At 73.1% G+C, this 10,680-nt stretch carries 12 protein-coding genes and 1 pseudogene; 2 read left to right on the forward strand and 11 right to left on the reverse strand.

Annotated elements, in window-relative coordinates; translation table 11 throughout:
• Positions 1 to 52 precede the first annotated feature (52 nt).
• Positions 53 to 580 (reverse strand): gamma carbonic anhydrase family protein, encoded by a 528-nt coding sequence (locus ACFPZN_RS10575; protein ID WP_378281667.1) that lies wholly within the window; start codon positions 578 to 580, stop codon positions 53 to 55.
• Between the two features lie 356 nt (positions 581 to 936).
• Here ACFPZN_RS10575 and ACFPZN_RS10580 point away from each other — a divergent pair, with 356 nt between their 5' ends.
• Both ACFPZN_RS10580 and def read left to right on the forward strand, forming a co-directional pair.
• Entirely contained in the window at positions 937 to 2,214 is a 1,278-nt protein-coding gene (locus ACFPZN_RS10580) for a DivIVA domain-containing protein (protein WP_378281668.1), read from the forward strand.
• 118 nt (positions 2,215 to 2,332) lie between these two features.
• Positions 2,333 to 2,869, forward strand: a complete 537-nt coding sequence (gene def, locus ACFPZN_RS10585; protein WP_378281669.1) for a peptide deformylase — start codon at positions 2,333 to 2,335, stop codon at positions 2,867 to 2,869.
• Between the two features lie 13 nt (positions 2,870 to 2,882).
• Here def and arfB read toward each other — a convergent pair whose 3' ends face one another.
• The 10 genes and pseudogenes from arfB to ACFPZN_RS10635 all read right to left on the reverse strand — a co-directional run bounded on the left by arfB (position 2,883) and on the right by ACFPZN_RS10635 (position 10,341).
• Positions 2,883 to 3,308: an alternative ribosome rescue aminoacyl-tRNA hydrolase ArfB gene (gene arfB, locus ACFPZN_RS10590; RefSeq protein ID WP_378281670.1), complete on the reverse strand. Its 426-nt coding sequence runs from the start codon at positions 3,306 to 3,308 to the stop codon at positions 2,883 to 2,885.
• Positions 3,309 to 3,335: 27 nt separating this feature from the next.
• Positions 3,336 to 3,905 carry a TetR/AcrR family transcriptional regulator gene (locus ACFPZN_RS10595; protein WP_378281671.1) on the reverse strand — a complete coding sequence of 190 codons (570 nt, stop codon included), beginning with the start codon at positions 3,903 to 3,905 and terminating at the stop codon, positions 3,336 to 3,338.
• Positions 3,902 to 4,417 (reverse strand): SRPBCC family protein, encoded by a 516-nt coding sequence (locus ACFPZN_RS10600; RefSeq protein ID WP_378281672.1) that lies wholly within the window; start codon positions 4,415 to 4,417, stop codon positions 3,902 to 3,904. Before ACFPZN_RS10600 ends, ACFPZN_RS10595 begins: the two co-directional genes overlap by 4 nt.
• Before the next feature lie 257 nt (positions 4,418 to 4,674).
• Positions 4,675 to 5,778 (reverse strand): annotated as a pseudogene (locus ACFPZN_RS10605) (S1C family serine protease); the annotation flags it as partial.
• A gap of 90 nt (positions 5,779 to 5,868) precedes the next feature.
• Positions 5,869 to 7,332, reverse strand: a complete 1,464-nt coding sequence (locus tag ACFPZN_RS10610; protein WP_378281674.1) for a sensor histidine kinase — start codon at positions 7,330 to 7,332, stop codon at positions 5,869 to 5,871.
• Complete coding sequence (locus ACFPZN_RS10615; RefSeq protein ID WP_378281675.1) at positions 7,332 to 8,060, reverse strand: response regulator transcription factor; 729 nt, start codon at positions 8,058 to 8,060, stop codon at positions 7,332 to 7,334. The genes ACFPZN_RS10610 and ACFPZN_RS10615 overlap by 1 nt, the downstream gene beginning before the upstream one ends.
• Positions 8,061 to 8,320: 260 nt before the next feature.
• The gene (locus ACFPZN_RS10620; protein ID WP_378281676.1) at positions 8,321 to 8,692 is read right to left on the reverse strand and encodes a hypothetical protein; all 372 of its coding nucleotides are present in this window, start codon (positions 8,690 to 8,692) and stop codon (positions 8,321 to 8,323) included.
• Positions 8,693 to 8,716: 24 nt separating this feature from the next.
• On the reverse strand, positions 8,717 to 9,205 hold the full coding sequence (locus ACFPZN_RS10625) for a roadblock/LC7 domain-containing protein (RefSeq protein ID WP_378281677.1): 489 nt from the start codon (positions 9,203 to 9,205) through the stop codon (positions 8,717 to 8,719).
• Between the two features lie 37 nt (positions 9,206 to 9,242).
• On the reverse strand, positions 9,243 to 9,959 hold the full coding sequence (locus ACFPZN_RS10630; RefSeq protein ID WP_378281678.1) for a hypothetical protein: 717 nt from the start codon (positions 9,957 to 9,959) through the stop codon (positions 9,243 to 9,245).
• The gene (locus ACFPZN_RS10635; RefSeq protein ID WP_378281679.1) at positions 9,949 to 10,341 is read right to left on the reverse strand and encodes a roadblock/LC7 domain-containing protein; all 393 of its coding nucleotides are present in this window, start codon (positions 10,339 to 10,341) and stop codon (positions 9,949 to 9,951) included. The genes ACFPZN_RS10630 and ACFPZN_RS10635 overlap by 11 nt, the downstream gene beginning before the upstream one ends.
• Positions 10,342 to 10,680: the final 339 nt, after the last annotated feature.

Here is a 10,680-nt window from a genome sequence, read left to right on the forward strand (position 1 = left end):
GTGCTTTCCCGCGAGCCTCAACCGCCTCAGCCGTCCCGGCGGAAATTCTTTGCTAGGCGTCGCGCCATTCCGCGGTCGCGTGGCGCTTGGCCTTGTCCATGTAGGAATCGGGGGTGAGGCGCAGGATGGCCCGGTCGTCGTCGTTCAACTCCCGGACGATCTTGCCCGGGACGCCCGCCACCAGCACCCCGGCGGGGATCTTCTTGCCCGGGCCGACCAGGGCCCCGGCGGCGACGAGGGTGCCGGCGCCGATGCGGGCGCCGTTCATGACGATGGCGCCGATGCCGATCAGCGCGCCGGTCTCCACGTGCGCGCCGTGGACCATCGCCTTGTGCCCGAGGCTGACCCGGTCCTCCAGGAGGGCCGGGGTCCCGGGATCGGCGTGCAGGCAGCTCAGGTCCTGGATGTTGACCTCGTCGCCGACGATGATCTCCTCGTCGTCGCCGCGCAGCACCGAGCCGTACCAGACGCTGGAGGCGCGGCCCAGCGTCACCTTGCCGACCACGACCGCGCCCGGCGCCACCCACGCCTCGGGGTGGATGCGCGGCCCGTCCTCGCCCAAAGACCCGACATAGCTCATGCCGGAGATGGTAAGGCGGTGTCCTGCGCCGGGGCGGCACCGGGGCGGGGCGGGCGGGTCGCGGAACCGGACGGGGAAGGCGTGACGGTAGGTTGCCCACCGCACGGCCATAGACGCGAAATTTCCTGAAATCGGGTGACTTGGCGCATCACCGTGGCAGAAGAAACTGCAGCGAGAACAGGCATTCCGCTTGCGCGAATGGGGTGGACCGGACAAGAGTCGACCCTGGACGTTTCCGATGATGTGCAGCCCGCCGTGCCACGCGAGGCCGTGACGCGCGGGCGAGGACCACGAGCCTGCGCTCTCTCCGACCCTGACGGGGTGATCAGCCCCCGCCAACGACCCCCCAAGGCACCATGAGCAACGAAGCAGAAATCCTGCCGAACCTTCTCCGCGAGGAGACCTTCGAGATCGTCATGCGCGGCTACAACCGCCGCCAGGTCGACGAGTACATCGCCCGCAGCCAGAACCAGATCCGCGAGCTGGAGACCCGGCTCGCCCGCGCGCTCGACGACGTCGAGCGCACCCGCCGCGAGATGGCCGAGGTCCGCGAGGCTCGCAAGCCCACCGGGGACGATCTGAGCGACCGGCTCCGGCAGATCATCAACCTGGCCGAGGACGAGGCCAAGGACAAGGTCGCCGAGGCCGAGGCCAAGGGCCAGCAGATCCGCAAGGACGCCGAGCAGGAGTCCAAGCGGATCACCGACGAGGCCCGCGCGCACGCCGACAAGGACCTCGCCCAGGCCGAGCAGAAGGCCGAGCAGGTGCTGGCGGCGGCCAAGAAGGAGTCCGACAGCGTCCTGACCGCGGCCACCCAGGAGGCCGAGCAGACGGTGACCAGCGCCCGGCTGGAGGCCGAGCGCACCCTCACCGCCTCCGAGCGCCGGGCCAGCGTGATCAACGAGGGCGCCACCCAGCGGCTCACCCAGCTCACCAAGAACCACACCCAGGCGCTGCAGCGGCTCACCGAGATCAGCGAGACGCTGCACCGGCTGCTCACGGCGGAGAACGAGGCCGGTCCGCTGGAGAAGATGGTCGAGGACGCGGTCAAGCAGCACACCGGGCCGGCTCCGTCCGCCCCGGCTCCGCAGCGCAAGCCCGCCCCCGCGCCGTCGCCCGCCCCGGCCGCCAAGGCCCCGGCGCCGAGCCCGGCCCCGGCCGCCACGGCCCCCGCCGCCCCGGCCAAGCCCGCGGGCGGTCCGCCGTCGCCGTCGCCGGCCCCCTCGTCCCCGTCGGGTCCGTCGGCCCCTTCGGCTCCCTCGTCTCCGTCGGCCCCGTCGAGCGCCAAGCACGCCGCGCCCGTGGCGCCCAAGCACGCCGCCCCTGCCCCCGCCCCCGCGGCGGGCGGGCCGTCCGGCGCCCCGGTCGCCGGCTCCCCCGCGGGGTCCGGCTCCGCGCCGGGATCCGGGTCCGCCTCGGGCCCGGCGTCCGGTCCGGCGCCGTCCGGATCCGGCCAGCCGCACCCGGCGATCAAGAAGGCCGAGCCCGAGCCCACGCTGGTCGACAAGCCGGTGCCGCCGGTCCCGTCCGCCGGTCCGTCCCAGCCCAAGGCCGCGGCCCCGGGCTCCGACCTGGACGACCCGGCCGACCGGCCGCTGCCGCCGTCCGGACGCGGTCCGGGCGAGCCTGCCTGAGCCGGCCCGCCCGAGCGGTCGGGAGAACATGCCGCCGGGCAGGGCCCGGCGTGGAGGTCGTTGGCGCGAGCGGTGCCCGGCGGTTCGCCGGGCACCGCTCGCTTTATAAGATCTTGGGATGAGCGAGGCGGTCCGGGGGGAGCGGGGGCGCGGCACCGTACGGCCCATCCGGAGACTGGGCGATCCGGTGCTGCGGACGGAGTGCGATCCCGTGCGCGCGTTCGACTCCTCCCTGGAACGGCTCGTCGACGACATGTTCGTGTCGATGTACGAGGCGCAGGGCGCCGGTCTCGCCGCGAACCAGATCGGTGTGCCGCTCCAGCTGTTCGTCTACGACTGCAAGGACGACAAGGGCCGCCGCCACGTGGGCCACGTCGCCAACCCCACGCTGGTCGAGGCGGACGGGGAGCTCGTCTCCGAACCGGAGGGCTGCCTGTCCCTGCCCGGCCTCCACTTCACCACCGCCCGCCATGCACGCGCCGTGGTCGAGGGCGTCGACATCAAGGGCAAGCCGGTACGCGTCCAGGGGACCGGCTATTTCGCCCGGTGCCTCCAGCACGAGTGCGGTCATCTGCGCGGCGAGGTCTACATCGACGTCCTGTCAGGCGAGGCTCGCCGCGAGGCCATGCGCGCCATCCGCGCCGCCCAGCCCTGACCCCGGCTTGGCGTTAATGCCAGCGCCCTGAGCGCTGCTTCTTGATGTCCGAGCGGCGCCGCTTGTTCTCCAGGCGGCGCTCGTTGATGCCGCGCGGCTTCTTCTTGGGGATGCGCTTCTTCGGCGGTGGCGCGATGGCCTCGGAGAGGATCGCGGCCAAGCGCGCGCGGGCGGCGTCACGGTTGCGCGCCTGCGAGCGGTATTCCTCGGCCCGGATCGACAGGACGCCCCCGCTGAGGCGTCCCGCCAGCCGTTCGAGCGCGCGCTGCCGGTACGGCTCGGGCAGCGACGGCGAGTTCGCGACGTCGAACGACAGCTCGGCCGCCGTGGCGCTGGTGTTGACGTGCTGGCCGCCCGGCCCCGAGGAACGGGAGAAGCGCCAGGCCAACTCGGACTCCGGGATGGAGACCGAGTCGCGTACATGGATGTCGCCGGGCATGTCTCGATTATCCCTTCCACCGGCCGATCATGTCGCTCCCTTTTCCACGGCGGGTGTACGGCCCGCGGCGAAGGCGCGGGCGCCCTCGGTCCAGGTCCGGTCCAGGTCGGACTGCTCGGGGAAACGGCGGTCGATCTCCAGTATCACCATGCCGTGCGCGAAGGCGAACAGCGCCTGCGCCAGGTGCGGCTCCCCCACCGCGAGGAAGAACGGCTCGCCCGCCCAGTCCTCCAGACCGGGCGCGAGGCGTTCGCGGGGCAGCGGGCCCGCGGTGCTGAGCCGGTAGAGGTTGGGGTTGGCGAGGGCCTGGGCGCGGTACGTGCGCAGCAGTTCGGGGACGGGCCGTTCACTGGCCACGGCCGCCCGCAGCGCGGCGCCGAGTTCGGCCAGGCCCTGCTCGATCAGCGCCGCCTCGACCGCGCCCTTGTCCGGGAAGTGCTTGTAGAGGGAGGGGGCGCGGATCCCGATGCGGTCGGCCAGGACCCGCATGGTCAGGGCCTCGGGGCCGCTCTCCTCCACGAGGTCGCGGGCGGCCGAGACGATCTCGGCCGCCCGCGGTGTCAGCGGCGTCAGCGCCGGCTGCCGGTCGTCGGTCATCGGGCCATTGTCTCGGCCCTGGACTTGAGTGCGGCGTTCATGGCCCGGAAGCCGTCCGCCACGTCCAGTGGCCCCCCGGCGAAGGGCACCAGCGCGCCGGTAAACCGCTCGCCGTGGACGAGGCGCGTGCGGCCGCCGTCGAGCGCCTCCAGGCGGAAGTAGTGCTCGCCGTCCAGCACGCCCGGGACGATGAGGCGGCCCAGCCAGCGCAGCTCGCGGTCCGGCGCGGCGACCAGGATCGTCGGGCTGAACGTCAGCGTGCCGCCGCCCTTCTGGGTGAGCTTGTTGGTGAGCCGGCCGCCCTCCCGGACCTCGCCCTCGGCGCTGATGATGAACGGGTTCCAGTCGGGGTAGGCGCGCAGGTCGGTGAGGACCCGCCAGACGGGGCCGGGCGCGGCGTCGATCTCGATCTCGGTGCGGATCTCGCGGGGCTTGAGCCGGGTCCACGTGTAGAGGCCGGCGGGCACGGCGACCAGCAGGGCGATGATCGCGGCGAGGGTGCGGACGGGCATGGCGGCCTCCTGGACCGGGCTGCGCAAGGCAGGCTAACGCTGTTAGCCTCACCATAGGCTAACAGCGTTAGCCATGCAAGTCCCGGAAACGACGACGGCGGCGGTCGTGCGACCCCGACCCCCTGGGGATCACACGACCGCCCCCTCCCCTGACCGCCGCGGTTCCGCCCTCCGGCACCGCGACGGCGCTGTGCGGCGTGCTCGCCGCGGGCTCAGCGCCCGCCGGTGGAGATGATCGCCTCGGCCGCCCTCCCGGCGTCGTTGATCGGGATCGCGAAGCCGACCCCGATGCTGCCCGAGCCGCTGCCGGACGTGGCGATCGCGGTGTTGATCCCGATCACCTGCCCGGACGCGTTCACCAGCGCCCCGCCGGAGTTGCCGGGGTTGATCGCGGCATCGGTCTGGATCGCGTTCTTGATCACCGTGCTCTCCCGCTGGGACACCTGCTCGCGCAGGTACGGCGGCACCTGCGCGTCGGGCTGCCGCCCGCCCTCCTGGATCTCCCGTCCCAGCGCGCTGACGATGCCCGAGGTCACCGAGCCGTCCAGGCCCAGCGGGCTGCCCATCGCCAGCACCGTGTCGCCGACCGCGAGCGAGCGGCTGTCACCGAGCGCGGCGGGCTTCAGCCCGGACACCCCGGACGCCTTGATCACGGCCATGTCCTTGCTGCGGTCGGTGCCGATGACGGTCGCGGGCGCCGTCCTGCCGTCGCTGAACCGCACCGAGATCTGCCCGACGTCCTCCACCACGTGGGCGTTGGTGAGGATCGTGCCGTCCGAACGCAGGATCACGCCCGAGCCCCCGCCGCTTCCCGACCGGGTCTGCGTCTGGATCGCCACCACGCTCGGCTGCACGGCCGCCGCCACCTGCGCGACCGTCGACTTGCTCGTCACCCCGGCCACCGCGGTCGGGCCGGACAGCCCGCCCTGCGGCCCCGCCAGCTCCAGCGCCGCCACGGCGCCGAATCCGCCGGCTCCGAGCGCGAGGGCGAACACGGCCCCGGCCGCGGCGATCTTCTGCCGCAGCGACCAGTTGCCCCGCCGCGCGGGCTCCGGCCCGGGCAGGTAGGGGTTACCGGGCTGCGGCGGCGGGCCCTGCCATCCGCCGAACGTCCCGCCGCCCCCGTAGGGCGCGCCACCCCCGTAGGGCCCGCTCGGCCCGCCCGGTCCGCCCGGTCCGCCCGGCCCGCCGGGGCCGCCCGGTCCGCTGGGCACCCCCGTGCCGCCCTGCGCGCCCGGAGCGGCAGGCGTGCCGTGCGCCGCCTGGGCCTCCGGTCGCGGTGCGACCCTGACGTCCTCCGGCCTCGTCGGCCAAGGGCGCCGGGCCCCGTACGGGCTCTCGTTCGGCTGGTCCGCGATCATCTGATCCCCCTGACTCTCTCCACCATCAGAATGTCCATCCGGTCTGGAGCAAGCCTGGAACCAACCTGAAAGTCGCCTGAATGCGAACGTTCAGGTGGCGAGCGGAAGGATCACACGGAACACGGCGCCCTCCCCAGGGGTGGAGTCCACTTCGACCTTCCCCTCATGCGCGCCCACGAGCGCGGCCACGATCGCCAGGCCGAGGCCCGTGCTGCCGTCTTCGCGTGAACGGGACGGATTGGCCCTGTAGAAGCGTTCGAAGACGCGTTCCGCCTGCTCCGCCGACAGGCCGGGCCCCTCGTCGGCCACCTCGCACACCGCCGCGGAGGCGTCCCCCAGCGAACCGGGCTTCAGCCGTACCGTCACCGCCGTGCCCGCGGGCGTGTGCGTGACCGCGTTGGTGAGCAGGTTCCCGAGCACCTGGCGCAGGCGCGGCTCGTCCCCCAGCACCTGGTACGCCACCCCGCCCTCGACCGACAGCTCGATCGAACGGTCCGGCGCGACCATCCGCGTCTCCTGGACGCTGTCGGCCGCGATGGCCAGCAGGTCCACCGGCCGCTTCTCGATGGGCCGCTGCTGGTCGAGCCGGGCCAGCAGCAGCAGGTCCTCCACCAGCAGGCCCATCCGCTCGGCCATCTCCTCGATGCGGCCCACGAGCCGGTCGAGCTCCTCGGGCGTCCGCGCCGCGCCCTGCCGGTAGAACTCCGCGAAGCCGCGGATGGCGGTCAGCGGCGTGCGCAGCTCGTGGCTGGCGTCCGCGACGAACCGCCGCATCCGCTCCTCCGAGCGCAGCGCGGTCTCCTCCGACCGCCGCGCCGCCGCCTCCGACTGGGCCCGCGCCCCGAACGCCGACTCGATCTGGGCGAGCATGCTGTTGAGCGAACGGCCGAGCCGCCCCACCTCCGTGCGCGGATCGGCCTCGGGCACCCGCCGGGACAGGTCGCCGGTCGCGATCGCCCCGGCGGTCTCCTCGATCGCCGCCAGCGGGCGCAGGCTGGCCCGCACCACCCACACCCCGGCCGCGGCCAGCACGGTCACCACCAGCAGGCCCACGATCACGTCGATCACCATCAGCCGGTTCACGGTGCGGCGCACCTCGTCCAGGCTGAGCCCGAGCACCAGGACCGCGCCGCCGTCCAGCGGCTCGGCGAAGATCCGCCACGGCGCGCCCGAACCGCCCTGCCCCGGCACGGTGAACGGCTCGCCGAGCCGCTTCCCCAGGTCGGCGGGGACGCGCGGGCGGCCGGTGTCGCCCAGCGCGTTGATGCTCTGCCGCCACCGCCCGTCCGCGTCCTGGACCAGCACGTACATCTCGCCGGGCAGCCGCACCTCCATGTTGCGGCGGCCCATCTGCGGGACGATCTGCGCCGCCACCGGCCCGAACGTCGACTGGAGCTGCTGGTCGGATCGGCTCACCAGGTACTGGCTGAGCACCGAGACGCCGGCGCCGCTCATCACCGCCATGCCGAGCGCGACCAGCACCAGCATGCCCGCGATCAGCTTGACCCGCAGCGGTGTGCGCCCGGGCAGGGCACGCAGCGCCTGAAGGGCCATCAGCCCTGGTCCGGCGGCAATCGCAGGACGTAGCCGACGCCCCGCAGGGTGTGGATGAGCCGGGGCTCGACGTTGTCGACCTTCCGCCGCAGCGCCGACACGTACGACTCCACGATCCCGACGTCGCCGCCGAAGTCGTAGTTCCACACGTGGTCGAGGATCTGCGGCTTGGACAGCACCCGGCCCGCGTTGGCCATCAGATACCTGAGCAGCTTGAACTCGGTCGGCGACAGCTGGATCGGCTTGCCGCCGCGCCACACCTCGTGGCTGTCCTCGTCCAGCTCGATGTCGGCGAACACCATCCGCGGCGTCGGCTCCTGCGCGCCGCCCCGGAACCGCCGCAGCACCGCGCGGATCCGGGCGATGACCTCCTCCAGGCTGAACGGCTTGGTGACGTAGTCGTCGCCGCCGATCGTCAGGCCCTTGATCCGGTCCTGGACGGCGTCCCGCGCCGTGAGGAACAGCACCGGGGTGTGGTCGCCGCCCGAGCGGAGCCTGCGGGCCACGTCGAACCCGTCGATGTCCGGGAGCATGACGTCCAGCACGATGAGGTCGGGCCGGCGCCGCCGCGCGGCCTGCACGGCGTCCGCCCCGTTGGTCGCCGTGATCACCTCGAAGCCGGTGAAGCGGAGGCTGCCGGCGAGCAGCTCCAGGATGTTCGGCTCGTCCTCGACGACGAGCAGCAGCCCCTCCGAGGCCTTCCGCGCCTGCACGGTACGTTCCGCCAACGCCGATCCCCCTCCCCTGATCCTTACCGAGGCTTCCACCCTTTCCTGAAAGTCGCCTGAATACCCCCTGAGGTTTTCCCCGCAACGCGAAGCGGCCCGTCCTCCGAAGAGAACGGGCCGCCCCGGCCGAACGAGCTTCCCCACTCGCCGACAAGATCACCCTACATCCTGGGGCCGCCGCGCGGGGCCCACCACGCCGACCTTGGCCACCCCCGGCCCGTCCCGTCCGGGCCGCGGCCCGGACGGGACGGGCCGGCACCTCAGATCGTCAGGTTCTCCTTGATCTGCTTGAGCCGGTGCCGCGCCAGGGCCAGGTTCGCGCGGCCGCGGTCCAGCGCGAGGTAGAGGAACAGGCCCTTGCCCTTGCGGCCGGTCACGGGACGGATCACGTGGTACTGGCCGCTCAGCGTGATCAGGATGTCCTCGATCTCCTCCTTGATGCCCAGCTGCTCCATCGTGCGCAGCTTCGCGCGCACGACCTCGGTGTTGCCCGCCGAGGCGACCTGCAGGTCCAGGCTCTTGGAACTGCCCAGCGTCCCGAGGGCCATGCCGCTGTTGTAGTCGACGACGGCGGCGCCGATCGCACCGTCGATCGCCATCATGTCCTTCATCGACACGTCCAGGTCGGACATGCTGTTCCCCTTCACTGGTCGGTTTCACGGGCGGCGCGGTGCGGTGCTGCGGCCTCCCTTCCGCGACGGTTCGGCGGTGCGGCGGGGCCGGTCCGGCGCGGCCGCCAGCAGGTCGGCGATGGCGCGCGCCGCCGGGCGGGACTCCAGATGCAGGCGGCCCACGTTGACGTCCGGGGCCGACAGCACGGTGAGCGAGGCGCTCCAGCCGGCGGAGTAGATCACCACGTAGCCGTTGGTGCCGCGCAGGACGACCTCGTGGAACCCGCCCCCGTGGGCCGTGGACGCCATCCGGTGCGAGAGCGCCAGCTCCGCGGCGGTCAGCGCGGCCATCCCGGACGGTTCGATGCCGTCCGGGAGGTCGTGCGCGATGAGCAGGCCGTCGGACGAGGCGATCACGCTGCCGGTGAGCCGGGCGACGCGGCCGCGCAGCGCGGTCAGCTCGGCCAGCAGGGCCGGGTCGGACGCGGGCCGTGCGACATCGTCCATGCGCTCGTGGACCGCCACGTTCGTCATCCTTTCGATCAGCCGTCCCATACGCCGTTTCAGCACGTCAGGCGAGCCCCTCCAGCCCCGACCGGAGCCGGAGCAGCACCTCGTGCCCGACCGGCTCCCACTCCGGGGCCTCCGTCTCGCCGCGCCGCCGGACGGGCAGGTCCGGGACGGGGGCGTCCTGCGGCGGGCGCAGCATCCCGGCGGCGGCCAGCCGGCGCACCGCGAGCAGGCAGTCGAACGCGGACCGGCCGAGGTCGCGGGCCAGGTCGGCGGGCGCGCGGCGGCCGTCGGCGTTGAGCAGGATCTCCGCCTCGACAGCGGTCAGCACCACCCGCTGGCGGCCGACCCTCCGCACCGGGACGACCGGTGCGTGGTCGCGCGCCGCCGAGGGCAGCGCCTCGTCCAGACGGGCCGCCCGCCTGGCGCGCTCGGCGACCAGTTCGTCCGGGGCGATGCGGCACAGGTGCGCGAGCCGGTGCGGCGGTCCCTCGGTGAACTCGGCCCCGTCTTCGGAGCCGAGCAGGAAGTAGGCGGCGTCGTGCAACGCCAGCCGCGCGACCGCCTCCATCCCGGCCTCCCCCAGCGCCCCGGGCGCCGGGGCGGCGGCGAGGAGGTGCTCAAGGCTCGGCGCGCTCCGGCATTCGGCGTACGCGACGGAGCCCTCGACGATGTGCAGCGCGCCCTCGTCCCGCACCCGCAGCACCCCGGTCGCGCGCCGCCCTTCCAGTTCGCGCAGCGCGGCCACCGGCGAGTGGGCCGTCCGGTCACCCGTCATGGCCGGATCCCGCCATTTCCTGAATCGCCGCGCGGACCCGCAGGCGGGCGAGCGCGAGATTACCGGTGTCCCGGTCGAGCAGTAAATGCAGGAACACCCCGCCACCGAATATGGCGCCGACCAGGGTGAGCAGATGATATCCGCGTTCCCCGCACACGATGATCTCTTCGATGCCGTCGCCGTCGGGGGTGGCCGACAGCGCCGGGCAGGCCAGCACCGCGCGCACCGCGTCGGTGCTGGCCGCGGCGTCTTCGTGCTGGTCGAGCGGGCCGTCCGCACCGCCGGCGGCGATGGCCAGACCGCTCGCGCCGTCCACCAGGGTCACCCGGCGGGCGCCGGGAATATCCATGATCTGGCCGAGACAGGCGTCGATACCGAGCACGGACACCCCCACATGCGCCGCGTTTCCGGAAGCCCGACGCTACACGCGACGACACCGCCCGACCACCGATTCATCAGAGAATTTCAGGCCACTTCGGACGCGAAGATAAATGGCCGAAAGATCCCTATGCCCCGGCCGCGGAAATATACCTTTCGGTATCCCGGCCAAAGGCCGGATGATCAGTCCCGGGCGGTGAGCCGGGTGGTGATGTGGGCCCGGATCAGGGGGTGGAAGCGGTACCGGCTCGGGGCGGGCTCCTGGAGGAGGTGGACGTCCAGGAGGTGGTCCAGGAGGCGTCTCGCGCGCGGCTCGGTCGTTTCCAGGAGGACGGCGGCGTCG

Origin of the sequence: Actinomadura rugatobispora (genome assembly GCF_042656285.1) — a bacterium.
Classification (GTDB): domain Bacteria; phylum Actinomycetota; class Actinomycetes; order Streptosporangiales; family Streptosporangiaceae; genus Spirillospora; species Spirillospora rugatobispora.